Below are 24,199 nucleotides of genomic sequence, written 5' to 3' on the forward strand. Positions count from 1 at the left end.
GGTAGGACTCCGTATTGTAGGGATTGCAGAATGACTTCAATAAAACCATTGGTAAAAGATGCCGCCAAAGCTGTTGTTGCCCCCGCTTTTCAGTAAGGATCGGCCACCGTAAATCGCAAGATGGTCATTGCCGAACAGACTGCCGGCAATGCCCAGTTGCCATGCGGTTTCCATCTTGCTGATTGTCTGGTGGCCAAGCGTGGCGCTCCAGAAGGGCCGCCAAGCGCGGGTGTAGCCTTCCTGATAGGCAAGTCCGTGACCCACGGTCAGGCCGATCCTGCCATAGCTTTGGGGAAGCAGGTCATTGGCCCGCGGCAGTTGGTCGGCATCCGGGACAAGGTCTGCATAAGCCGGCAATATTTGGTCCAATTTCGGTTGGTAGTTGGCTCGCTGGCCATACAGCGATAGTGAGTAGCCGCCTTTGTCCCGACTGTTCCAGTTAATGCTGAGATCAAGCTGTTTGCGACCACCCAGGGATTCATTGCCTTGACCCAGTATCCAGGCGCGTGACACTCGCAGGCGGGAGTCAAGGTTTTGCCGAATGTTGTAGGTCGTGGCCAGTGATAGCTCGCGCTGCATGCCGGCCAGGGAAAGCACGGTATTGTCGTTGACCGGGGTGTTCCAGCCTGCTAGCCAGCCGAACTGCCAATTGCCGAAATCATCCTCTCCAGAGAGCGCGAGGCTGCGGTAGGCTTCCTTGCCCCAATGTTGTCCTACAGCCAGCTTTAAGCTGTTGCCGGTTTCTTTTTGCGAAGAAAGGCTAAGTACTGCATTGCGTGAATTTTGCGTGTGGCGAAAGTACTGCTGCTGCGGCGCGGCGGCGATCTCGAGATTCAAGCTGTTGGCGCCAGAAAGCACAAGTTGGTTGGAAACGGTGTGGTGCCACCCCGAAAGCTCTCCTGACTGATATTCGCTATGCAATCCGGTCTGATCGCGTGGACTGGCCAGGATCATATCCTGCATCTGGCTGTGCAGGTTGTCATTTGCAGGCGAGCCTTCCATGGCCTGCCAAGCGCGTGACTGGGCCAGCCTGTGTGCCCCCGTTTCCTCTGCAGCAACAACATGGTCGGCAGGCTGAATTGCCACGGCGCCATCCCCAAGCAGCTTTTGCTGCGTGGCGCGATCTTCCCGCAAACTGGCTGCGCGCAATGCCAGATAGGCTGGGTCTGTCAGTTTTTGTGCATAGCGACGCCAGTACCAGAAACGTGCCCTACTATCATCGTCTTGACCCATGTGCCAGGCATAAGCCAGCTCGTTGATGAGGGTGGCATCTTGCTCCGGTGTGGCTGAGCCGGGTAACACCGATGTGCCGGCGAGCACGGCCTGGAACAAGCGCTTTTCACCAGCGTCGACCGGTTCCATCGCGAGGGAAAGTCGCAATTGCCGCTGCAGGGTATCGATATCGACGGGTTTTTCTCCACGCAATTTCAACCATGCATGTCGACGAATCCGCCATGCCATATCGGCTTGGCCAGATTGTTCGACGAGATCGGCATAGTCAACCAGCCAGGCTGGATCGCTTTCATGACCTGCCAGCAGTTGCCGGGACCAGAAGAGGGCTCGCTCGGTATTGCCCAGTGCCTGCCATCCAGCAGCCACAGCTGTCGCCAACCCCACATCCTGGCCAGCGAATGACTCCCACTGCAGCAAAATATCCTGCAGTGCAGCGGCGTCGCGGCCGTCGATCAGCATCCAGATCAGGCTGGCTTTCAGTTCCGGCTGCGGAGATAGTCTGTGTGCGTGGTTGAGGTCGGCAACTGCCAGTCTGCGATTGCCTGCCAGAATGTGATATCTGGCCCGCAATGCCAGAAACCCACTGTTTTGGCTGGCTTCCTGCTGCTGATTGGCGGTCATGGCGGCCAGCAATTCCCTCGTGGCAGCGGTTTGCTGTCGCTCGAGCAGGATGCCCAATGCTACGGTCAGATAATTGACATTGCCGGTTTTTATCCACGCGGCACGGCTGACCGCCAAGCGCTCTTCGGTTTGTTCCGCCTCAAGCAGACTCAGCAGACGATCCATGTCGATACGCTGCCAATCCTCGGCCTGCTGGCGTTGACGGTAAGCCTTCAGTGCCGTATCGCGCTGATCGAGGTTCCAGGCCAGATCCCCGAGGATACGCCAGAAGTCGGCATCCTTTATCGTGGCTGTCGATTCTGCCGCCTTGAGTGCATTCAGTGCCTCTTGTTGTGCATCCCGTGCGTACAGGATCGACGCTTCGATCAGTGCCCAATTCGGACGAGGGCCATAGGTGTGGGCAAGCAGCTTGTAGTTGGCCAATGTCCCTTCGATATCGCCTATGCTCTGACGCAGATAGGCGGCCTGTTCCAGCAATTGTGGCTGAGGTTGGCTTGCGAACTGCTGTTCGAAAAAGGCAGCTCCCTCCAATGGGCGAGCCAGATGCTCGTAAATGCTCTGAATCTCACGCAGTTCTTTTGAATCCAGGGTGCGATGTGCGGCTTGTCGCCGCCAGATCAGTAGCATGTCTTCGTCGGCCAGCAGGCTTGGCGCCAGCCTCGCCATGCCCTCCCAGCCTTTTTCATCGTGGAACCTCGTGGCTAGTTCACGCCATGCTGCGAGGGCTTCCGCAGGTTGTTGGCCCCACTCTGCCGCTTGGGCCAGTCGCCGTATCCAGTCAGGCCGACTCGGCAATTGCTGCAAGGCAACGATGGCTACAGCCATGGCATCATCGAGTTTCTGATTGCTGACAAATACATCGTAGGCCAGTGTGTAGATTTCGTCGTCGAATGGCGCGGTTGGCAGTCTGGTGGCTTCGGATCGGGTCAACTGGCTTCCGGGCTGCCAGTTCGCCTGTTGCAGTCTGGGGCCAACCTGCTCAAGCAGGGTTAGCTGAAGTAAGCGCCTGACATAACGTTCTGCCGCGACATTGTCTCCTGCTGCTCTTGATAATTTGACCAGATAGAGCATGACATCGCGGTCATTTTCCCATTCAGCTTCCTGCTGCTTGGCTATGGTCAAGGCATCTTGCAGCAGTTGGCCACTTTGCAGCGTTTTGAGGCCTTCCAGGAAGTAATGCTTGCGGTGGGCAGGATCCCGGCTTGCTTTCTGGGCCTGGAAATAGGCAGTAGCAGCCTCGCGATAATGACTCGAGGCCAGTGCGTCTTTCGCCGCCCGCTCCAGCCAGTATGGGGCACGTCCGTTCGCGCTGTCTGCCAGCATTTGATACAGCGCAGGCAGATGGTCGGGCAGGTATCGCCCGGTTTTTGCCAGTAACCATTCTGGGTCGATATCGGCCAGTGTTTCCGCCGTGAGCAATGGTATCAGCGCATTGTGCAGCTCTATTTGGGTGCGAAGATAGTCCGGCGTATCGGTCTGGTTTTGATCAAGCCGACTTTCCAGGATGTCTACCAAGTGCTTCATGGCTCGAGCCCGATACCCATTTCCCGTTTGCATGAGCGGGGACAGCAGTGTTTGCGCAAGAACGGTATCGCCAGCACGCAAGGCGCGTTCAACCAGTTCGCTGCGAACCTCGACATCGTCTGGATGCTGCTTGAGCAGCCCGCGTAGGTAGTCGGTGGCGACAGGATCGTTCTTTTGTTCGAGCGCTTGAACGCGAGTGACCTCTTCGCGCGGAAACAGCCAGAGCATGCCCAGTGCAGCGCATAGTACGACAGGAACGAGCATCCAACGTGCGGCTAGCTTGGCGCGGCGACGCAGTTTAGCGCTGGCAGGTGAGTTTGATCTCGGACGCAACATTCTGTTTGAGCTCGAAATGGGTAAGTTCGCCGTCAGTGCGGCCTGAGATGATTTGATTGCCAATGGTCAGTCTGCATCCATTGGCTTGACCCAATGCAAATCGCAAGGGTTGCCAGCCTTGCAGCGAAAATTGCAAACCATCAGTAAGAATTGACCATTTATCCAGTTTGGCATTGGCATAGGCAAGGTATGGTGTTGTCGGTTTACTCTCCCTGAGTGCCAGATCTGCTTCGCCGGCACTTAGATGGATGTAGCGTACACCTTGTGAATCAAGGAATCCCGCCACATTGCGGCTGCGCTTGAGGTCTGGATAACCGGCAGAAAGCGGCAGACGCACGGTTCTCAAGGCGCCAGCATCACGAATCTGGAATTTACCGTCCGTTCCGCGCGCTAGTTGCATGCTGAAAAAGCCCTGTGCGCGCTTGATATATTCAGATGCAAACATGGGGGTGACAGGCTGGGCGAGTGCCCAGTCGTAAACACGTTTAAGTGCTGTGAGCGAAGCCGTTTTGCTGGCACTGTACATGTGGTAGTAGATATTGATCGGTTTGAGCCGACGTGGACTTTCCGTCATCTGAAACGTTTCTATCACGCGCTGATAACCATAGAACGGGCCTGTCCAGTTGTTCGTATAGACGTTTTCGTTCTGGTTTGGTGCAAAGACCTGTAATTCCTCACCTTTGTACATACCTATTGGCGCAACAGCCGTTACCGTCGGTTCACTTTTTGATATGACGGTGCTGCCAGCGTTCATGTTCAATAATCCGAGCCTGCGCGTCAGAGCAATCGCTTCTTCGGGCGGGTCGCAATCACCGGTCCAGAGGAATACTTGGGTTTTCTTGCCAGGAGGAGCTAGTTTGCTGTCAATGTAGTGTGTGCTTTTTTCGATTTCTCGGATCAAGTCAAAGTCATAACTTGTTATTTTTAAATGATAATCTGAACTGTTGTCACTAAGTGTTGCCTGTTTCCATTTGAAGGGGTGTGAAAAGGAGTGGTTGGCAATTTCCACATTGGATAAGGCAAAAATCCGCCGGGCAATTTTTTCGTGCAAGGCTGATTTTTCTGGGTAGAGCCCCTCTGAGCCAATTTCTCCTTCAATTACCGATACGGTGATCGGCATGGTTGGATATTTTTGCAGGATTTCTTTTAGCATGGCTTCTCCGGAGGGTGGACGGCCAGGAATTTCCGCTTCGCTGACAAAGCCGTCACCGTCGATATGGGAGAGCAAAATGCGCCGACCGTTTTCTGTCGTATTATCTGGCACTGGGACAGGAGCCAGTCGCAGTGCCTTGGCTAAAAAATCATAGGGATTGATTACCCAACGATTGCTATTATCTGGCAGGGTCTTGAATACATATGGGTAAAGTGCGTAACCTCCCCATGATGTAATCGCTACGGGCTGGTAGCGAATATTTTGATTGTTTTGCAGATCCAGTAACGCTCCGCTTTCTTTACTGACCAAATCCCCAAATGACTGTTTAAGTGGAGGTAATGCTGCCTCATAAATTAGATTGGCATCTTGTTTTATTACCGTAACAGCTTGTGTTTGTAGGGATTTTCCGCTCGTTTTTAGTTGTAACTTCTCTTGCCATGCTGGCGACAATTCGACACCAAAGCTGCTGAATGCGGCCCAATGTACCCCTTGGTCGATCTGCAGTTTTAGCCAGGATTGCAATCCAGTCGGCAGGTTTACACTTCCCAGTAAACTTACGATTCCAGCGTACTCTTCGTTTTCTTCTTGATGAGATAGACCTTCCGTTATATCGACTAGACGATGACCATAGCCAAGATGGTTCAGAATGGTAGCGATATGTTGCACTGCGCCTTCGATCGGTAGAGGCATGTCTCGACGGTCATACAGGATAAGCACATTGCGGGGTAATACCTCTTGGTGCCCGATACCCATTGTTTGCAGGCGTGGATCGCTCACCCACGGAATGAAACCGGCAGCTTGCAACTTACGTGCTGTGGCACGTGCCAAATCCTTATCTTTTGGCGGGGCATAATCAATTGCAATAAGTGGCAGGCGGTATTGCTCCCGAATCGGGCGCAATTGGTTGTCAAGCCAGTGCCGATCTTCTTCGGATACGGGCTGGTAGCGCTTTTGTTCTGGATTCCAGCCCTGGAAGTAGGATTCAAATGCCACGGCGTCGAGCCAGGCATGAGTCTGCGGCAGAGTTTCGAATCCGCGATTGGCAATCAGGCGCACTTGCGGATACTTTTTCTTGATGGCTGCGATGGTGCGGATCAATCCATCGATCTGGCGCTGGCGAGCCTGCTCATCCTTGGCGATGATTTGCCAGGAATCGAGCGTGTCAAGGAAGAATCCCCTGTAACCATTCTCCCATAATGGCTTTACCATCTGCTCAACCACAAAATCCGGCCAACCTGGCGCAGATTGATCAATGACCACGCTATTCCAGGCGGTGTTACGCCCCTGTTTCCATGCTGTGGGAATGCTTTGAGCATAGGGGCGGTCCGGAGTGACTTCGCCGAGGCTCAGGTAAGCAAACCAGACGGTTTGGGTGTCTTTGGGTGGTTTGGGTAAGTGGCCAGGTTCAACAACAGCCCACTCGAACAGTTTCAATTGCGCTGTCGGCGGGGTTGCTCCGTAATGGAAGGCCACACTAGGTGCCGCGTGAACATTGGCTGCCAACAGTAGCAAACCATAAACGAATAAGATGAGGCTTCGTGGGAGTGCATGCTGCAGTGTAAGCACGTATTTTTTCATTCGCATGCTTTATTCTTTCTATTTTTGAATGTTTTTTGTAATTTTTAAGCGATTTCCACTGGGTTGTATATTAGTAAGTAATTATTTATTAATGGCCAGAAAAATCAAATGGATATGTCAATTAAATGTTAATGAATCCTAACATGTATCCGTAAACTTCGGAATTGTGAAAGAATGCCAGTAGGGTTTTTTGTGTGATTTCCCCGGCTTTATTGGTCAATGGTATTGACTTTTTATTTTTTGGTGGATTATCGGCCTGGTAATCGCTAGAATTTCCGTGATACCGAGGAGCGCTGCAGGGCAGTTTCATGCCTGAGGCTCGGAAGCAACAACGGCGCTCACCTGACTAATAACCCCGTGCCGGGCACGGTGGATCAGGTGAGTTGAACCGATCCCCTCCCGGCCCTTCGTTCAAGGAGAGTTCAATGAACGCTGTGGTCGAATCCAAATTCACCGATTTCCATGTTGCCGATCTTGCTCTGGCCGATTGGGGCCGCAAGGAAATCCGCATTGCCGAAACCGAAATGCCGGGCCTGATGGCCATTCGCGAAGAGTTCGCGAAAAGCCAGCCTCTCAAGGGTGCGCGCATCATGGGCTCGCTGCACATGACGATCCAGACCGCCGTACTGATCGAAACCCTGGTCGCGCTGGGGGCCGACGTGCGCTGGGTGTCGTGCAACATTTTCTCGACACAAGACCATGCAGCAGCTGCAATCGCGGCCGAGCGCATCCCGGTCTTTGCCTACAAGGGCGAATCGCTCGAAGAATATTGGGATTACACGCACCGTGCGTTTGAATGGGCGGGTGAGCATGCCAACATGATTCTGGATGATGGCGGCGACGCAACGCTGCTCTTGCATCTGGGTGCGCGCGCCGAGCAGGACCTGTCTGTGGTCGCCAATCCGACCTGCGAAGAGGAAACCGTGCTGTTCGCTGCGATCAAGGCGCAAATTGCCAAGGATCCGACCTGGTATTCGGTGCGTCTGGCTGCGATCAAGGGCGTGACCGAAGAAACCACCACCGGCGTGCATCGCCTGTATCAGATGTTCGAACAAGGCAAGCTCGCTTTCCCGGCGATCAACGTCAACGACTCGGTGACCAAGTCCAAGTTCGACAACCTCTACGGCTGCCGCGAATCGCTGGTGGATGGCATCAAGCGCGCCACCGACGTGATGATTGCCGGCAAGATCGCTGTGGTGCTGGGTTATGGCGATGTGGGCAAGGGCTGTGCGCAATCACTGCGCGGGCTGGGCGCCACCGTCTGGGTGACCGAAATTGATCCGATCTGCGCGCTGCAGGCTGCCATGGAAGGCTACCGCGTCGTGACCATGAACGATGTCTGCGACAAGGCCGACATCTTCGTCACTACCACTGGCAACGTTGGCGTGATCACACACGATCATCTGGTGAAGATGCGCAACAATGCCATCGTCTGCAATATCGGCCACTTCGACAGCGAAATCGAAATTGCCAGCCTGCGCCAGTACCAGTGGGAAAATATCAAGCCGCAGGTCGATCATGTGATCTTCCCCTCTGGCCGTCGCATCATCATTCTGGCCGAGGGGCGACTCGTGAACCTCGGTTGCGCCACCGGCCACCCGAGCTTTGTGATGTCCAATTCGTTCACGAATCAGGTACTCGCGCAGATCGAACTTTTCACCAAGACCGCTGAATACCCGATCGGCGTATATGTGCTGCCGAAGAAGCTCGACGAAATGGTCGCGCGTTTGCACCTGAAAAAGATCGGTGCTGAACTGACGGAGCTTTCTGATGTGCAAGCCGCTTATATCGGTGTGCCGAAGGAAGGTCCGTACAAGCCGGCGCACTACCGTTATTAAAAGGCGAGTGAACCCGTGAATCAGTGAACGTGTGAACAAGGGTTCGCGCGTTCACATGTTCACACGTTCACATGTTCACTTTTTCCCGAGTTCATGAACATGTCAGATAAAAAACCCATCAGTTTTGAATTTTTCCCGGCCAAGACCGAGGAGGGGGCGGCCAAGTTGCGCGCAACCCGCCAGCAACTGGCGCAGTTCAGACCAGAGTATTTCTCGGTGACTTACGGTGCGGGCGGTACCACGCAGGATGGCACACTGAATACCGTGCTGGAGATTCATCGCGAAGGCATTGCTGCCGTGCCGCACCTGACCTGCGTCTCTTCGTCGCGCCAGAAGATCAAGGATCTGGTCGATCTCTACAAGGCGGAAGGCATTCGCCAGATTGTCGCGCTACGCGGGGATATCCCCTCCGGCGTGGGCGATCTGGGCGAATTTCGTTATGCGAGCGAGTTGGTCGAATTCCTGCGTGCCGAATATGGCGACTGGTTTGCGATCAAGGTCGGTGCCTATCCGGAGTTCCATCCGCAGGCCATGTCTGCCGAGGCCGATCTCAACAATTTTGTTACCAAGGTCAAGGCCGGTGCCGATACTGCGATCACGCAGTATTTCTTCAACGCCGATGCCTATTTCCGTTTTGTGGATGAAGTAACGGCGCGTGGTGTGGCGATCCCGATCTACCCGGGCATCATGCCAATCCAGAATTTCAGCCAGCTCGCACGGTTCTCGGATATGTGCGGCGCCGAGATTCCGCGTTGGCTGCGCTTGCGTCTGCAGGCGTATGGCGACGATACGGCCTCGATCAAGGCATTCGGGCTGGATGTGATGACGGATCTGTCGGATCGCCTGCTGGCGGGTGGCGCGCCCGGTCTGCATTTTTATACGCTCAATGCTGCCGGTGCTGTTTCGACGATCTGTCAGCGGCTTGGTTATTGATTAACCCGGCAAGCCAATTGCAACGGGGCCCGCGCTGCCCCGTTGTGCTTTTGATATCTGATCAGAGGCTGGTTTTGCTGGGCGCCAGCGGTGGCGAAGAAGGCTGGATGGCTGCCGGCACTACGCGCGCAGTCTTGCCGTCATCGATCACATCTACGGCCTGACCTTGGTAGAGCGCGATGTCGGCATCTTCGACAATGACCAGACGCTCACCATTTTGCATGCGTACGGTGATTTCCAGCGCATCCTTGCGCACCACGCCACGCTCGATCTTGTCGCCGAGAATACCGCCGAGCAGAGCGCCGGCGATACCGGCGATCAGGCTGCCACTACCCTTGCCGATACCGCTGCCGGCAGCAATTCCGCCAATCGCTGCGCCGCTGACCGCACCAATGCCCATGGCATCTTCCATCTTGACCGGACGGATCTGTTCGATGACCCCCGCCCGCACCTTGGCCGGGCGGCGCATTTCACTTTTGCTATAGACATTGGCCGAATCCGGCGTGACACAACCAGTGACCAGAACTGTGGTTGCAATGAGGGCAGCTATTGCAGATTTGAATTCAATCATGAGGATTTCTCCCGTTTGTACTGATATTTAGTATAAAAATAGCGGAACAAGGTTCCATGGTCAGTGGGGCATTTCACTGGCTGGTGTTGCGGCGGCATCACGTGCAGGAATCAGGCAATCAAGCGGATTCTGCCAGATGCGCTGCAAAACCTTGCCTGTCAAAGGCCTGAGCTCGCTCAGGCGCCGCTTGCGGGACCGCAATGCTACCCACAATGCCAGGAAAAAGCTGACATATAGATTGACCAGCCCGATGAGGGCTACACCACCGAACGCCGCCAGCAGGTCTTGCCAGGAAAGTGCGAAATCAAGCGCACCCACGGCATAGACCATATTGGCTGCCGAAAAGGTGATATGGCGAATATCGATTGGCAGGCCAAGCAGAAAGCCCAGTGTACCCAAGCTGCCCAGCATGATGCCGAAATAGAAATTGCCAGCCAATGCGCCAAGATTATGCTCGATATAGTCCGCCAGCCGGCGGCATCCTTCCAGGCCGGCCAGTCGTTGCAGCCAGGGCAGTGCCGCCAGACGCTGTGGAATGCGTTGATAGAGTGCCTTGTTGTCGTAGTAGCCGGAAATCAGGCCTGCCAGGAACAGGCAAACGCCGGCAATGGCCGCGTGGAACAGGCCAAAGCCGGACCAGGGGCGCAGTTCATGCAGCAGATGGTGTGCCTTGTCGGTATTGATCACGGGCTCGCCGCCGAGCAGGCTGAACAGCCAGAAAACAAGCAGTGCCACCGGCATGGCCAGCAAGACATTGCCGACGATGGCGATGTACTGCGTGCGGAATACCTTGATGATCAGCTCGGCCAGTTCATCGTAATTGGCATTTCTTTGCCCCGGTGGCGGCAATGCGGCGGCGATGTGTGCTGCGGTCATGGCCGGCTGCTTGGTTGCAATCGTCATGTGCAGCAGGTGAATGAGGATGAAGCCGGCAGCGTAGTTGAGGCTGAAGGCGGCCGCTGTCATCAGTGGCGGCAGGTGCATCTGGGATAACAGCAGTTTGCACAAAGCCATGACCGCCACGATGACGCCGGCTCCTGCGGCGGAGCGGAACATGCCTTTCCATTCACTGCGTGTCTCGGCGATGTAGTGTTCGCCAGTCAGGCTGGCATGCTCGGTGACCTGCATGGCGAGCAGTTCGGTGTTTTCGCGCATGACATCGCGCAGGTTGTATTTGCGGTTTTCGGCGCGCACCAATGTCAGAAACAGGGTCAGACGTGCCTCGTTACGCGCTTCCGAGGCTGCGGGATCAACCAGCAGCAACAATAGGCGCATGCGTTCGATATGCTGCTCGAGTCGCAACAGATGGTAGGTCAGGCTGATTGAAATGCCGTGCCGTCGCGTGTTGCGGCGTACCTTGCCGATGATTTCCTCGCATTGATCAAGCAGTACGCTGATATGCCGGCTGTCTTCGCCGGTTCTTTGTTTTGCGGTCAGCGCGGTGCGGTAATGCTCGATGAATCGGAGTGTTTCTATCTGCTGATGCACGAAGGGCGATTCGAAATCTTCAATGGCCGGGTAGTTCTGCGCCATTTCCGGTTCCAGCCCAATCGCGGCAATGCGGCAAGTCAGGATCTGGATGGCCTCCAGCACCTGTAGCGTTGAGGTTTCCTGAATGGCAAAGCTGTCGGCCTCTTCCATGTGCAGCGCATGCCACAGCGCCTGCCAAGTCTCGCGCGGGATGGCCGCCAACCATACATGGTCGGTTCTGGCATGAAACAGGGTGCCGAAAATGTCTTTCAGGCTGTCTGGCTGGTGCGCAGGCGGCAGGAATCGATAGCCGATCCGCCGTTTGATGGTGGCGAAAAAGCCTTCATTGGCCAGGATGCCGGTATCGGAGTAGAGCCGCACCTGGGTACAGTTGGCCAGCGTTGTATTCAGTAGCGTACGCAAGGCCGCACGGTATTCCGGCTGGGTTTCCAGCAGCCGGCTTAACTGGGTCAGTTTGTCGATCACCGCTGGATGATCGTTTGGTCGTGCAGGGCGAATCTGGTCGATCAGGGCTGTGAGCTGAATCAGGCTGGTGCCAGCCTGACAATGAATCATTGTCTGCAGTATGGATTCCATGTGTTGTCTTGTTTCTGTCTGAGGGGATTCCTGCCAATAATCTGGGTGCTTTATGAAATCTTTCTACATTCCGGGTAGTGGCACTTGATAATTTTTCTATCTGTGGAATAGTGCGTAGTGACATGCAGTGCTGCGAAATGTTGTCTTGAGCGGTAAGGAGTGCTCGCGCTCAGGGCAGAAAAATTATTCCTGCGTATGGTTCCGAGATGCCATGAAATTTCAAACCCGGCAAATTGCCTTGAAGATCGTCTTGACCTACGGCCTGCTTGCTGCAGCGTGGATACTGCTTTCCGACAAGATCGTGCTGTTTTGGTTCGATGATCCGCAGACCATTGCACAGGTCAGTACCCTGAAGGGCTGGTTCTTTGTGGCGGTTACCGCATCGCTGCTGTATTTCCAGTTGCGCAGTTATCTTGGCCAGCTGGAACTGCAACGCAGCCGGCTGCAGGAAAGCGAAGAGCGTTTTCGCAGTATCTTCGAATCCGTCAAGGATGCCATTTTTGTTCAGTGTGCCAAGACGGGCGCCATTCTGGATGTCAATCAGCGTGCCTGCGAATTCTTCGGTTATGACAAGGCCGCCTTGTTCAAACTGGATTTCACCCGGCTCTGCCTGGATTATCCGCCTTATACCCTGGTCGATTTGCAGCAATGGTGGGCCAAGTCCGCCGAAGCGCCGCAGGTGTTTGATTGGCAGACACGTCACCGGGATGGCCATTTGTTGTGGACCAACGTGACGCTTAACCGGGCCAGACTGGGTGAGCGCGAGGTGATTCTTGCGGTAGTGCGGGATATCCAGGAGCGCAAGCGTACCGAGAGCATGCTGGCACGCAAAAACGCCATCTACGCCGTGCTCAGTGGCACCAACAAAGCTATTGTGACTTGCCAATCGCGCCAGGAATTGTTTGATTCCGTCTGCAAAGTAGCACTGGAAATGGCAGGTTTCAGCTGGGCCTGGATCTTCGATGCCGGCCAGGATCTCTCGGCTCGACCGGCCATGATTGCCAATGCAGGCGCGCCCAACACCGATACCGGCTGGTTCCGCGAGCGCTATGACAATCTGCCTGATGGGGCCATAGACGCTTTGCCAAGCGTGCGCGCACTGCGTGAAGAGCGGCCCTTGGTAATCAATGACATGCGCAGCTGGAGCTGGTCTACCCCTGCCGTAGTGCTGGAAGACATGGGTGTTCGCGCCATGATGAGCATGCCGATTGCAGGTGGCGGATTTCGTGGTGCATTCGCCTTGTCGGCAACAGAACAGGATTACTTCGATGAGGAAGTCTGCACCCTGCTGCTGGAGGTGGCCGGCGATATTTCCTTTGCACTGCAAAAGCTGCATGAGTCAGAAGAACGTGCGCGTGCCGAGGCGCAGGTTCAGCTGCATGCACGCGTATTCGAGGAAAGCCGCGATGGCATGATGATCACCGATGCGGACAACCACATCATCATGGTCAACCATGCTTTTTCTGAGCTGACCGGGTACACGCTGGAGGATGTACACGGCAAAAATCCGAAGCTGTTGCAATCCGGCCGGCATGGCCGGGATTTCTACCTGCAGATGTGGGCGGCACTGGAAAGCGCTGGCAGCTGGCAAGGCGAAATCTGGAATCGGCACAAGAATGGTGAATCTTGCCCGGAATGGTTGGCCATCAGCGCGGTGCGCAACGCGGATGGCCAGATTGGTAATTACTTCAGCGTATATGCCGATCTGTCCGAGCGCCGCGCACAGGAAGAGTTGCAGTGGCTTAAGCGTTATGATCCGCTGACCGGCCTGCCCAATCGCCTGTTGCTGGAAGATCGGGTGGGGGAGGCGATCGTGCATGCACGCCAGCATGAACATGCTGTGGCGGTGTTGTGCGCAAATCTTGATCGTTTCCGCTACGTGAACGAATCGCTGGGTCATGCCGTCGGCGACCGGGTGCTGCGCATCATGGCCGAACGCTTCTCGACGGTGCTGGGAGAGGCGGCCACAGTGTCGCGCTTGTCCGGTGATGTGTATGTGATCCTGCTGCCGGAAATCCAGGGTGAAGGCGAGGCCGTGGCCGTGGCGGACCAATTGCTGGCTGCCGCCGCGCAGATCATGGATGTTGATGGCACCGAGATCAGCCTGACCGCGAGCCTGGGCATCGCACTTTATCCGGAGGATGGTGACAGCTTCGAGGCCCTGCTCAAGCATTCCGATTCGGCCCTGATTCATGCCAGGGAAGAGGGCAGCAACAGTTATCGTTTCTATACCAATGATCTGAATTCGCGCGCGCGGCGCCTGCTGGGCCTGTCGAGCGAGTTGCATCAGGCGCTGGAAAACGACTGGTTCGTGCTGCACTACCAGCCGCAAGTCTGTGCGAAGAAAGGCAGCATCGTCGGGGTTGAGGCGCTGGTTCGGCTTAACCACCCGGTGCGAGGCTTGATTCCGCCGGGCGATTTCATCTCGGTTGCGGAGGAAACCGGCCTGATTGTGCCGATTGGCGCCTGGGTGATGCGCGAAGCCTGCCTGCAGCTGCGCAACTGGCAGGAGGCTGGCCATGCCAACCTGATCATGGCAGTCAATCTTTCGCCCAAGCAATTGCGTGATGCCGCGCTGCAATCAACGATTCTCAGCGCGATCAGCCAGGCCGGCCTGGATCCGCGTCTGCTGGAGCTTGAATTTACCGAGAGTGCGATCATGCACAACCTCGATTCGACACTGGCCTTGATGCACGATCTCAACAGGCTGGGGGTGCGCCTGTCGATCGATGATTTCGGTACGGGTTATTCCAGTCTGAATTACCTGAAACAGTTTCCGATTGACCGGATCAAGATCGACCAATCATTCGTGCGCAACATCGTGCGGGATGCCAACGATGCCACGATTGTCCGCGCCATTATCGGCTTGTCGCGCGCGATGGGGCTCTCGACCATTGCAGAGGGCGTGGAAACCTCGGAACAGGCCAATATCCTGCGTGCCTTGCAGTGTGATGAGCTGCAAGGCTACTTCTTTGCCCGTCCGGCACCGGCACCGGAAACCGGGAAGCTGCTGCGGCAAGGGTTTTCTTCCGTATTGCTGTGATCAGGGCGTGGTGGCGATCTCAAGCCGGGTTAGCCAATGCATGGCCTGATCGCGGTCGTGGCCGCACATTTCCAGCGAAGGCTGCAGCCCTGCGCAAACCGCAGGGCGTTCGGGTTGCCCGAACAGCTTGCAGCGCAAGGATTCGTCCAGCTGGATACACGCAACGCCGGCCGGCTTGCCTTGCGGCATCCCCGGAATGGGGCTGCTGATGGAAGGTGCAATGCAGCAGGCAGCACAGCCGGCGCGGCAGGAAAACGAGGGTGGATTCATCCCGGCATTGAAACGGATTGCCGCTTGCCAGGCAAGTCCTCGTATCAACCCGCCCCCACAGGATCACTCAGTTGATGGTCTTGGTCTTGAGTACTTCCATGGCCGTATCCAGCATATTGCTGGCGGCGGGCCATTCTCCTTTCGCAACCAACTCATCGATATAGCGCGGGACATTAGCGGCCAAACGATCAACCGCTTCGGCTGGTGCTATACCCAGTTGGCTGGCATATTCGTCCAGAAATGCCTTGCCGAAAGTGTTTTCGATATCTTCCTGTGATCCGGAGCCTGCGCTGGCTTGCCAAGGCTGGATGTTGGCATCGCGTTCGTGTTTGAGGAAGATGTCGACCAGGCCGGCCAGCCCTTCCTGTTTCTCGATAATGGTGATCAGGGGCGCGATGAATTCGCTGCGCGGATCATCTTTGCCGCGGTTTTCAAGCAAGGTATCGGTCAATCTGTCAAAGAGTCCCATCATGCACCTCCTTTGTGAAATGCTGTTTCAATTTCACTATAGTGGCGCGTTTCCGAATCAACCAGTCCGGCTTGTCCAATCCAACAATTGCCGGGGATGAACGGACTGGATCGCGGCGAAGAGCGGGCAGGAATCCGTTAAAATCCATGATCAAATATTTTGTTCTGTCTGGTCATGATCAAGAAAATCCCGGTTTCCCGGCTCAAGCCCGGCATGTATCTGCATGATCTGAATGTGGACTGGATGAGCCATCCCTTCGTTCGCAGCCAGTTTCTGATCAGCTCCGAGGCCGAGATCGCCAAAATTGTGAGCCTGGGTGTGCATGAGCTGTATATCGACACCGATCTCGGTGCCGATGTCGGCAGCGATGCGCCGACCGAAGCTGAAGTCCAGGCGGAAATCGATTCCGAGATCAATCGGCTGGCACAAGCGTCGACGCCGGAGCGCTTCTCGCTCATGGACGAAATCGGCCGCGCGAAAAAGATTCATCAGCATGCCCATCGCGTGGTGCGCACTGTGATGAACGATGTGCGTCTGGGCAAGGCCGTGCCGATCGACCAGGTGGAAGAGGTGGTCGAGACCATTACCGAATCCATTCTGCGCAACAGCGGTGCGCTGATCGGGCTTTCCGGCATCAAGGACAAGGACGAGTACACGTTTCTGCATTCGGTCAGTGTCTGCGCGCTGATGGTGACCTTTGCGCGCAGCCTGGGGCTGGATGCTGATACCGTGCGCCTGGCCGGGATCGGTGGCTTGCTACACGATACCGGCAAGATCAAGGTGCCCAACGCCATTTTGAACAAACCGGGCCGGCTGACTGACGAAGAATTCGCGATCATGAAATCGCACCCGGAGGAAGGGTGGAAGATAATTCGTGAAATACCGGGTATCCATGACATCCCGCTGGCGATTACCTTGAGCCACCACGAGCGTATGGATGGCAGCGGTTATCCGCACAAGATGCCGGGCGAGAAAATTCCGCAGCTGGTACGCATGGCTGCTATTGTCGATGTCTATGATGCGATTACTTCCGATCGCTGTTACCACAAGGGCATGCCGGCGCCGGAAGGGCTGCGCAAGCTGTGGGAGTGGAGCAAGTTCCACTTCGATCCCAAGCTGGTGCAGTTGTTCATGCGCACCGTGGGCATCTATCCGGTGGGATCGCTGGTGCGGCTGGAATCCGGCCGGCTGGCCATCGTGATCGATCAGAACGAAGGCAATCTGCTGCAGCCCTGCGTGAAGGTCATTTTCAGTACGCGATCCAATACCTATATCACACCGCAGATGGTCGATCTGGCTCGCCCCATGGGCGCGGGCGGTGCCGATCGCATCGTCGGACATGAAGATCCGGCCAAATGGCAGATCGATATTGCGCGCCATCTGGGCATGTAGCGGCAGCGCCAATGCTGTCCATCTGTGCCCATCCAGATTGACATGATGCTGCCTTTCATCGGTTGATCGCGGCTGATGACATCCGTTTTCCCAAAAATGCCGCCTACGGTGAAAGAACAGTGATGCTTAAACCCTGATTATCCATCAGGCGGCTCTTCGAGCCTGCACGAGCGCTAGCGGACGGTTTGCGATCCCTTTTGCCCCTTGTTCGGCGTCCATGGGATAACCATGGACTTCTCTCAAGTGACAAAATTGCTTCACAATCCGTCTCGCCATCATCTCGCGCCCTAACGGATAATCAGGGTTGAACAAAAGTGTGCACTGTCTTCTCCATTTTTCCAGGAGGTCGATATGTCACGCAAAATGCTTGTCAGAATGATCGCTACCACTGTCATTGCAGGGGCGAGTTCGTTTGCAGTTGCCGGTATCGAGGCCTATGTGCAAGGTGCCACTGCCGAGCCGGTTTGGAAAAACAGCTTTGGCGAATGCTGGCGCACGGGTACCTGGACGCCGGAGGCTGCAACAGTTGAAGGGTGCGATGGCTATGTCAAGCCGGTACCGCCCGCACCGGTAGCTGCGCCGCCCGTGCCGGCACCCGAGCCACCCAAGCCCATGCCGCCGGCACCCCCTCCGCCACCCAAGGTCTATACGCTGAAGGCGGATGTGCTGTTCGACTTTGACAGGTACGTGTTGAAGCCGGAAGGCAAGAAGGCGCTCGATGATCTGTACGACGAGGCCAAGGCGATGGATCCGCAGAACGGGTTCGTCAGTGTTACCGGCCACGCCGACCGGATTGGTTCGGAAAAGTACAATCAGCGATTGTCCGAGCAGCGGGCCCAAACCGTGGCTGATTACCTGATGGCCAAGGGCAAGCAGTCCGAGAAGATCAAGGTTGTTGGCATGGGTGAATCACAACCGGTCACGGCTGGCAGTTGTGACAAGGTTCGCCCGTTTGGCAAGCTGGTCGAATGCCTGGCACCGGATCGTCGTGTCGAGATCGAAGTGCAGGGACAGAAGTAAGCGTTATTTACGCCCTATCCCCGCGGGTATGTATTACCGGCGGGGATTTTATTTTGTCCGTATTGCTTGTCCGGTTTGCGCCGGATTTGCCGGTCCGGATGGGGTGCAACGCTGCAATTGGTATTCTGCCAAGGCGGTATAAATGGGTTTGCCAAACAGGCGTGCCACCAACGAGGACAGCATGGAAACGGCCATCAGGCTGATGACCATTTCGTGCCCGTCTATCATCTCCATCACAATGATGAACGATGTCAGAGGGGTCTGGGTGACTGCTGCCAGAAAGCCGGCCATGCACAATGCGTGGATCGCCAGGGGGCTGGCATCTGGCAAGAAATGATGCAAGTCTGCACCGATACCCGCGCCGACGGCCAGGCTTGGCGCAAATATGCCGCCAGGAATGCCGCTCAGGAACGAGAATACCGTGGCAGCAAACTTGACTGGGGCATAGTACCAAGCCATGTCCGAACTCCCTTCCAGTGCACCTTGCGTGATGAAATAGCCAGAACCGTGCGCAGTGCCTTGGCTGGCATATCCAAGCATGGCCACCATCAGTCCGCAAAAACCTGCCCAGAGATACGGGTGTGCCTTGCGCCAGTTACCCATTCTGCCCTGGCCAGGACGTGCACCGCGAACCAGTAGCTGACTGAAAAGCCCACCGGCAATGCCGCAGACAAGCGCTGCGAGCAAGACGGGCCAAATGATGCGGTAGTCGACACTGGAGACGGTCAGTCTCCCGAAGTAGATGTAATTGCCTTGCAGTGAAATCGAAATCAAACCTGCCAGGACAATGGCCGAGATCAGCACGCCGTTGGTTTTTTCTTCGAAACGCTTGCCCAGCTCCTCGATGGCAAACACGATGCCGGCCAAGGGGGTGTTGAATGCGGCAGCGATGCCTGCAGCACCACCGGCCAGCATCAGGTGTTTGGTATTGCGTTGTGAGTGTTTGGGCAGGAAGTGGCGAAAGGCATGCATGGTGCATGCACCTACCTGAACCGATGGGCCTTCCCGCCCCATGGAAAATCCGGCTGCCAGGCCGGCCACCCCCAGAACAACCTTGCCCAGGGCAATTTTCATCGAGATGAAAAAACCGATTTTTTCATTGGGTACCTCATCGCGCAGGGCTGCGATGACCTGGGGGATGCCACTGCCTTCACTGCCGGCAAAATAATTGCGCGTCAGCCAGGCAATCAGCATTCCGGCAACCGGGCAGATCAGCAAGGGGAACCAGTTATGTGCTTGTGAGGTATCGGTAAAGAATGCGATCGCATGCTCGGTCAGGATCGAAAACAGCACCACCAGCAAACCCGCTGCGGCGGCCGCCAGCCAGATGATTGCACGCTCTTTCCATGCGGTGCGGTCAGTCAGCCGGTGACGATAAATGGAACGGTAGAAGTGGCGCATTGCTTTCTCGGGTTTTCGACATCAGATGTCGGCCAAGGGTGTATCGCTGGCATTGGCTTCCAGTGCTTGCATCTGTTCAAGCAGGATCTGCAAATTCTGATTCAGGTCACACAGGGTACGGTAGGGCAATTTGCCCAAAGCATCTGGCAGCAAGCCTCGCACCGGGCCAGGTGCCAACTGCAGCTGGGCATTGCCGTGCTCGGTGATAAAAAGCCCCGTAATGCGGTTGTCGCTGCTTTGGCGGGCCTTGCAGACAAGATTCAGATCGACCAGCTTGGCGATGATATTGCTGGCGGTAGATTGGTGAACTGACATCGCGCGTGCCAGCGCAGTCACGTTGATGCCGGGTTGCTCGGCAATGACGGAAATGGCCCATAACAGGGAGCCGCTGATGCCTAGCTTGTCTTCTATCGCCTGAAAGTGTTTGCGTACCGATTTGAAAATCACGCGGAACTGGCGCAATACCTCCATATCAAGTGGTTTGTCGGCAGCAGACCTGTTTGCAGCAGTTTTCATGATGGGCTCGGTACGCAAGATGGCGGCAGGAAATTGTAATGGTGATGTGAGGCAGTGCCGCGTAACCATGTTTATGCTGGCAGGGTGGCGATGTGCAAGGTCTGCGTGGGGAAGGCGAATTCGATGCCTTCACTGTGCATCCGTTCGATCAATGCAAGATTGATGTTTTGCTGGATATCCATGTAACGGGTCATGTCAGGGTCGAGCACATAGAAAACCACCTCGAAATCCAGACTGCTGGTGCCGATGGTCTTGAAGTGGCAGCGATCGAAGCGAACATCCGGTTGCGATTCAATGACCTCTCGGATGATCTGGTTGGTGCGCCGCAGTTTTTCCGGGGATGTACCAAAAACCACGCCGATCTGGAAGGTCGCGCGGCGTTCGGCCATGCGCTTGAAGTTGCGGATGCGGCTTTTGAGCAGGTCGGCATTGGAAAAGATCAGTTCTTCGCCGGACAGGCTCTGGATTCGCGTGGTTTTCAGCCCGACATGCTTGACCGTGCCCATCAGGTTGTCGATGACAACGAAATCACCAGCAACAAAAGGCTTGTCCAGCGCAATGGAAAGCGAGGCGAACAAGTCGCCCAGGATGTTCTGCACGGCCAGTGCGACGGCAATGCCGCCGATCCCGAGGCTGGCGACCAGCGTGGTGATGTTGAAGCCAAGGTTATCCAGGACCATCAGCACCAGGATGATCCAGAGAATCAGCTCGGCCAGAAAGGTGATGATGCCGTAATTGATCGCGGCGGCACCATTTTCTGTCTCACGCGAGAGCCTGATCTGGATCTGGTGCCAGCCGCGAATTGCGCGGTGTCCCCACATGCCCACCTGTGACAGCAGTACCAGGGTAAAACCGTTGTCGACGATGTTCTCGATGCCGGCGGAGAGTTCAAGGTTATTCAGCCCTACCAGCAGCGCGAGCGCCAGCAGCATCAGGGTGTGGGTGGCGGCCACGATTTCCGCGAGCAGGTCATCCCAGTGCGTCGTGCTGCGTTGCGACCATTGAAACAGCTTGCGGATCAGCAATGCCCGCACGGTATACAGGATGGTGAAGGCCAATATGGCCATGCCGGTAGCGAGCAGAAGCTCTTCGGGTGTGTTCTTGTCGAGGAAGCGCTGGAAAATATTGAAACTCATGCCTGGGTTTCCTTTTTGATCGTGCGGATCAAGCGGTCTATTCGCTGGATAAGTCCCGCCATTTCGCTTTGTGTATTCAGGTAATAACTGGCAGCCGAGTCCTGCTTGCGCCCGACCCGGATCGTCAGCCATTGCGGCAGTGCCTGGCGAAACACGCTCTCATCGGTTTCATCATCGCCGATGAAGAGTGCATGCGGGGCGGCTTCTGTACGTTGCAGTGCCAGCAATGCATCAAATTTGTCTGCTGCATTGCGCGGCAGCAGGTTGATCACACATTTTCCGCCGATGCGCCGCGCAGCAGGTACGAGCTGCTGGATTTTCTGCTCAAGTGATTGCCGGGCCGCTTCGCGATCAGTTGCCATGCGGTAATGCAGGCTCAGCGAGTGTCCCTTGTTTTCCAGATGGATGCCGGCCGGCAAGCCCTGCCAGGTTGCGCGTAATTGACTTTCCCATTCTGCGATTTCCGGCAGGGTGCCCGGAGGGCTGGATGTCCCGGGCAAGCCTTCGGCACCATGGTTGCCGACGATGTACTTGGGCTGAAACCCAAGACGTGCCCGGACATCCTTGATTGAACGTCCGGTGATGATGGCAACCGTGGCGATCTCGCACAGCTTGCTCATGGCCTGGTTGATACTGGTCGGCGCGCTGGCCGTTTCGGGTTGCAGGACGATCGGTGCCAGCGTGCCGTCGAAATCGAAAGCCAACAGCGTGTCGTGAGCGATGAAGCTGCGCAGGGCCAATTCACCGTGTGGGGAAAAAATATAGCGCATCAGTTTTTCTCCGTATGCAATAACAATCTGGCTTCGATGCGCTCGCGCCGGCGGATGCGTGCGGCATCCATCAGCATGATGCCTGCCCAGCGATAGACATTGCGCTCACGCACTGTGGCGCGCAGGCTGCGCATGCGCTCACGCTGTTCAGCCTGGGGCATGGTGATGGCCCGATACAGGGCGTCGGCGGTTTCCTCGACATGATACGGGTTGACGATCAGCGCTTCGGGCAGTTCCCCGGCGGCACCGGCAAACTGGCTCAGGATCAGTACGCCCTGCAGATCGTTGCGGCTGGCGATGAATTCCTTGCTGACCAGATTCATGCCATCGTGCAGGCTGGTGACGACACAGACATCCGCGCCACGATAATAGCGAGTCAGGATCTCGCTACCTTGATGTTCGGCCAGCAGGATGAACGGGGTGTAATCGGCGTTGCCAAAATGCTGGTTGATTTCTTCCACGCGGCGGGTCAAGCGTTCCTGGAAATAGCGATATTCATCGAGCGAGCTCCGCGAAGGGGCTGCCACCTGGACCAGCGTGAACTTGCCGATCATTTCCGGATGTTTCTCCAGCAGGCGCTCCACCGCATTGGCGCGCTCCAGAATACCCTTGGTGTAATCGAAACGGTCCACGCCCACCGCAATCAGCCGATCTTGCGGCAGGCCGAAGCGATCGCGCAATTCCTGGCGGCAATCGGCAATGGTGGGCCAGCTCAGTGTTTCCTGTTCGTCCGGCCAATGGATCGAGATCGGGTAGCTCTTGACCAATGTTTCCTGGCCGTCGAGCGTGATGACAGAATGTTCGTGCTCGATGCGAGTTTCCAGGTAACGGTCAACGGTTTCAATGAAGTTCTTGCAGTGAAAACGGGTATGAAAACCCAGAATGCTGCTGCCGAGCATGCCGCGCAATAATTCGCTGCGCCACGGACAGATACCGAATGATTCAGGATTGGGCCACGGAATATGCCAGAAGGTGATGATGGTGGCGCGCGGCAGGCGCTCGCGGATCATCTGCGGCAACAGGGCAAAGTGGTAATCCTGCACCAGAATCACCGGGTCTTCGGTGCGGGCCGAAGCGATGACCTTATCGGCAAAACGCTGGTTGACCGCCTTGTAGTGTTCCCAGTCCGAGACGCGAAATACCGGTCGAACATGCGCGATGTGACATAGCGGCCATAATCCTTCATTGGCAAAGCCATAGTAGTAGCCTTCCTCTTCTTCCTTGCTCAGCCAGACACGCTTGAGCGAGTAGGATGGGTTGTCCGGCGGCACTGCCACCACATCATTCTGGTCGACGACCAGGCGGTCGGCCGAGCCGCTGCCGTGTGCAATCCAGGTGCCGGAGCAGGCGCGCATCACCGGTTCCACGGCGGTGACCAGACCGCTGGCCGGTCGCTTGACGACGATGCCCTGCGGAGTTTCTTCATGGATGTACGGTTCGCGGTTGGATACCACCAGTACCTCGTCACCGCGCAAATCACCATGCAACAGGTCGCGTAATCGGTCGGGCGCCCAGATATCGGGTGGAATTTCTCTTGCACGGCGTTCGTCCTCCAGTTCGCGCAGCATTGCGCGCAACTCTTGCGCCAGCGGCTGCAGCTCCGGTGCCGGTGCTTCGAACGGTTTGAGCAGGCTTTCTCCGTGCAGCAAGGCACGTACGCCCGTGACCCAGCCACGCAGGCTCAGGTGGGCGGTGACGACGGTAATCAGGGCAATGACGCTGCCCAGAATCACGAAGAACAGAATCAGATAACGGCGGGTGTCTTCGCCGCGCGTTTCGGCATAGCTCAGATCATGCACCAGGATCAACTCGCCCAGACTCAGCGCACCGCGATTGAGCGGCTCGACGGCGATATGGACTGAACCACGCGTCAGTTTCAGTGTGGGCGAGCTTTTGTTGGCCACTTCATCGGCTACGCTGCAAGTGATGCTATCCGGAAATCCGGCGGTTTTTTCCGAAAGCTGATGCTCATGGTCGCAGATGCCGACACCCAGTACACGCTCATCCATGATCAGTCGGCTGAAGATGGCATCCAGCCGCGGCTTGTCCAGACTGGTGACGGCATCAAAGACGTTCTCGCTGATCGTGTTGGTGATCAGTTGCGAGCGGCTGTTGAGATCACGCACGGTCCAGCGCAGCGAGAGCTTGTCGACCAGGGGGACGGTGAGATAGGCCGTCAGCGCAATAACCAGAAACAGCGGGGCTAAAAAACGAAACTGCAGGCGAAAAGTGTTCATGGCGGTGACTCCGTTGCGAACATGGCAGGACGCGGTGGCCCTGAAAAATTGCGGCCCGGAATTCGTGCCGAGGGGTGTACAAAATACTTTT

General features: G+C 56.1%; 16 protein-coding genes and 1 riboswitch. Of the genes, 5 read left to right on the forward strand and 11 right to left on the reverse strand.

Going from position 1 to position 24,199, the window contains the following annotated elements:
• Nucleotides 1-36: 36 nt before the first annotated feature.
• Nucleotides 37-3,642, reverse strand: coding sequence for a tetratricopeptide repeat protein (locus AC0KVQ_RS03910; protein ID WP_473419815.1), 3,606 nt, complete (start codon nucleotides 3,640-3,642; stop codon nucleotides 37-39).
• A gap of 34 nt (nucleotides 3,643-3,676) precedes the next feature.
• The gene (locus AC0KVQ_RS03915) at nucleotides 3,677-6,451 is read right to left on the reverse strand and encodes a bifunctional glycoside hydrolase/polysaccharide deacetylase family protein (RefSeq protein WP_473419817.1); all 2,775 of its coding nucleotides are present in this window, start codon (nucleotides 6,449-6,451) and stop codon (nucleotides 3,677-3,679) included.
• 273 nt (nucleotides 6,452-6,724) lie between these two features.
• Nucleotides 6,725-6,792: riboswitch (S-adenosyl-L-homocysteine riboswitch) on the forward strand.
• A gap of 78 nt (nucleotides 6,793-6,870) precedes the next feature.
• On the opposite strand from AC0KVQ_RS03915, the gene ahcY reads away from it, so the two are divergent.
• Together ahcY and metF are read left to right on the forward strand one after the other, a co-directional pair.
• Nucleotides 6,871-8,283 (forward strand): adenosylhomocysteinase, encoded by a 1,413-nt coding sequence (gene ahcY, locus AC0KVQ_RS03920; RefSeq protein WP_473419818.1) that lies wholly within the window; start codon nucleotides 6,871-6,873, stop codon nucleotides 8,281-8,283.
• Nucleotides 8,284-8,382: 99 nt separating this feature from the next.
• On the forward strand, nucleotides 8,383-9,216 hold the full coding sequence (gene metF, locus AC0KVQ_RS03925) for a methylenetetrahydrofolate reductase [NAD(P)H] (RefSeq protein WP_473419819.1): 834 nt from the start codon (nucleotides 8,383-8,385) through the stop codon (nucleotides 9,214-9,216).
• A 61-nt stretch (nucleotides 9,217-9,277) separates the two neighbouring features.
• Here metF and AC0KVQ_RS03930 read toward each other — a convergent pair whose 3' ends face one another.
• Both AC0KVQ_RS03930 and AC0KVQ_RS03935 read right to left on the reverse strand, forming a co-directional pair.
• On the reverse strand, nucleotides 9,278-9,787 hold the full coding sequence (locus AC0KVQ_RS03930) for an outer membrane lipoprotein (protein ID WP_473419820.1): 510 nt from the start codon (nucleotides 9,785-9,787) through the stop codon (nucleotides 9,278-9,280).
• Between the two features lie 60 nt (nucleotides 9,788-9,847).
• Nucleotides 9,848-11,854 (reverse strand): site-specific recombinase, encoded by a 2,007-nt coding sequence (locus AC0KVQ_RS03935; RefSeq protein WP_473419821.1) that lies wholly within the window; start codon nucleotides 11,852-11,854, stop codon nucleotides 9,848-9,850.
• A gap of 211 nt (nucleotides 11,855-12,065) precedes the next feature.
• Here AC0KVQ_RS03935 and AC0KVQ_RS03940 point away from each other — a divergent pair, with 211 nt between their 5' ends.
• Nucleotides 12,066-14,897, forward strand: a complete 2,832-nt coding sequence (locus AC0KVQ_RS03940) for a sensor domain-containing protein (protein ID WP_473419822.1) — start codon at nucleotides 12,066-12,068, stop codon at nucleotides 14,895-14,897.
• Here the strand turns inward: AC0KVQ_RS03940 and AC0KVQ_RS03945 are convergent, their stop codons facing one another.
• Nucleotides 14,898-15,167: a YkgJ family cysteine cluster protein gene (locus AC0KVQ_RS03945; RefSeq protein WP_473419823.1), complete on the reverse strand. Its 270-nt coding sequence runs from the start codon at nucleotides 15,165-15,167 to the stop codon at nucleotides 14,898-14,900. It lies immediately after the preceding gene.
• Nucleotides 15,168-15,234: 67 nt separating this feature from the next.
• Nucleotides 15,235-15,639 carry a hypothetical protein gene (locus tag AC0KVQ_RS03950; RefSeq protein WP_473419824.1) on the reverse strand — a complete coding sequence of 135 codons (405 nt, stop codon included), beginning with the start codon at nucleotides 15,637-15,639 and terminating at the stop codon, nucleotides 15,235-15,237.
• A 171-nt stretch (nucleotides 15,640-15,810) separates the two neighbouring features.
• Between AC0KVQ_RS03950 and AC0KVQ_RS03955 the strand changes: the two genes are divergently transcribed.
• A complete protein-coding gene (locus AC0KVQ_RS03955) occupies nucleotides 15,811-17,028 on the forward strand; it encodes an HD-GYP domain-containing protein (protein ID WP_473419825.1) in 1,218 nt (405 codons plus the stop codon).
• A 351-nt stretch (nucleotides 17,029-17,379) separates the two neighbouring features.
• Nucleotides 17,380-18,048: an OmpA family protein gene (locus tag AC0KVQ_RS03960; protein ID WP_473419826.1), complete on the forward strand. Its 669-nt coding sequence runs from the start codon at nucleotides 17,380-17,382 to the stop codon at nucleotides 18,046-18,048.
• A 48-nt stretch (nucleotides 18,049-18,096) separates the two neighbouring features.
• Here AC0KVQ_RS03960 and AC0KVQ_RS03965 read toward each other — a convergent pair whose 3' ends face one another.
• From AC0KVQ_RS03965 to AC0KVQ_RS03985, 5 genes are all read right to left on the reverse strand, one after another.
• Nucleotides 18,097-19,449, reverse strand: a complete 1,353-nt coding sequence (locus AC0KVQ_RS03965; RefSeq protein WP_473419827.1) for a chloride channel protein — start codon at nucleotides 19,447-19,449, stop codon at nucleotides 18,097-18,099.
• A gap of 21 nt (nucleotides 19,450-19,470) precedes the next feature.
• Nucleotides 19,471-19,965, reverse strand: a complete 495-nt coding sequence (locus AC0KVQ_RS03970) for a MarR family winged helix-turn-helix transcriptional regulator (protein ID WP_473419828.1) — start codon at nucleotides 19,963-19,965, stop codon at nucleotides 19,471-19,473.
• A gap of 71 nt (nucleotides 19,966-20,036) precedes the next feature.
• Nucleotides 20,037-21,101 (reverse strand): mechanosensitive ion channel family protein, encoded by a 1,065-nt coding sequence (locus tag AC0KVQ_RS03975; RefSeq protein WP_473419829.1) that lies wholly within the window; start codon nucleotides 21,099-21,101, stop codon nucleotides 20,037-20,039.
• Nucleotides 21,098-21,871 (reverse strand): trehalose-phosphatase, encoded by a 774-nt coding sequence (otsB, locus tag AC0KVQ_RS03980; protein WP_473419830.1) that lies wholly within the window; start codon nucleotides 21,869-21,871, stop codon nucleotides 21,098-21,100. The genes AC0KVQ_RS03975 and otsB overlap by 4 nt, the downstream gene beginning before the upstream one ends.
• The gene (locus AC0KVQ_RS03985; protein WP_473419831.1) at nucleotides 21,871-24,108 is read right to left on the reverse strand and encodes an alpha,alpha-trehalose-phosphate synthase (UDP-forming); all 2,238 of its coding nucleotides are present in this window, start codon (nucleotides 24,106-24,108) and stop codon (nucleotides 21,871-21,873) included. The genes otsB and AC0KVQ_RS03985 overlap by 1 nt, the downstream gene beginning before the upstream one ends.
• Nucleotides 24,109-24,199 lie beyond the last annotated feature (91 nt).

Source organism: Formivibrio sp. oc-25 (genome assembly GCF_055810895.1).

What these genes read in the sequence shown, in the direction of transcription:
- AC0KVQ_RS03910 (WP_473419815.1), bottom strand. Translation starts at nt 3,642, where the DNA reads ATGCTCGTTCCTGTCGTACTATGCGCTGCACTGGGCATGCTCTGGCTG.
- AC0KVQ_RS03915 (WP_473419817.1), bottom strand. Translation starts at nt 6,451, where the DNA reads ATGCGAATGAAAAAATACGTGCTTACACTGCAGCATGCACTCCCACGA.
- ahcY (WP_473419818.1), top strand. Translation starts at nt 6,871, where the DNA reads ATGAACGCTGTGGTCGAATCCAAATTCACCGATTTCCATGTTGCCGAT.
- metF (WP_473419819.1), top strand. Translation starts at nt 8,383, where the DNA reads ATGTCAGATAAAAAACCCATCAGTTTTGAATTTTTCCCGGCCAAGACC.
- AC0KVQ_RS03930 (WP_473419820.1), bottom strand. Translation starts at nt 9,787, where the DNA reads ATGATTGAATTCAAATCTGCAATAGCTGCCCTCATTGCAACCACAGTT.
- AC0KVQ_RS03935 (WP_473419821.1), bottom strand. Translation starts at nt 11,854, where the DNA reads ATGGAATCCATACTGCAGACAATGATTCATTGTCAGGCTGGCACCAGC.
- AC0KVQ_RS03940 (WP_473419822.1), top strand. Translation starts at nt 12,066, where the DNA reads ATGAAATTTCAAACCCGGCAAATTGCCTTGAAGATCGTCTTGACCTAC.
- AC0KVQ_RS03945 (WP_473419823.1), bottom strand. Translation starts at nt 15,167, where the DNA reads ATGAATCCACCCTCGTTTTCCTGCCGCGCCGGCTGTGCTGCCTGCTGC.
- AC0KVQ_RS03950 (WP_473419824.1), bottom strand. Translation starts at nt 15,639, where the DNA reads ATGATGGGACTCTTTGACAGATTGACCGATACCTTGCTTGAAAACCGC.
- AC0KVQ_RS03955 (WP_473419825.1), top strand. Translation starts at nt 15,811, where the DNA reads ATGATCAAGAAAATCCCGGTTTCCCGGCTCAAGCCCGGCATGTATCTG.
- AC0KVQ_RS03960 (WP_473419826.1), top strand. Translation starts at nt 17,380, where the DNA reads ATGTCACGCAAAATGCTTGTCAGAATGATCGCTACCACTGTCATTGCA.
- AC0KVQ_RS03965 (WP_473419827.1), bottom strand. Translation starts at nt 19,449, where the DNA reads ATGCGCCACTTCTACCGTTCCATTTATCGTCACCGGCTGACTGACCGC.
- AC0KVQ_RS03970 (WP_473419828.1), bottom strand. Translation starts at nt 19,965, where the DNA reads ATGAAAACTGCTGCAAACAGGTCTGCTGCCGACAAACCACTTGATATG.
- AC0KVQ_RS03975 (WP_473419829.1), bottom strand. Translation starts at nt 21,101, where the DNA reads ATGAGTTTCAATATTTTCCAGCGCTTCCTCGACAAGAACACACCCGAA.
- otsB (WP_473419830.1), bottom strand. Translation starts at nt 21,871, where the DNA reads ATGCGCTATATTTTTTCCCCACACGGTGAATTGGCCCTGCGCAGCTTC.
- AC0KVQ_RS03985 (WP_473419831.1), bottom strand. Translation starts at nt 24,108, where the DNA reads ATGAACACTTTTCGCCTGCAGTTTCGTTTTTTAGCCCCGCTGTTTCTG.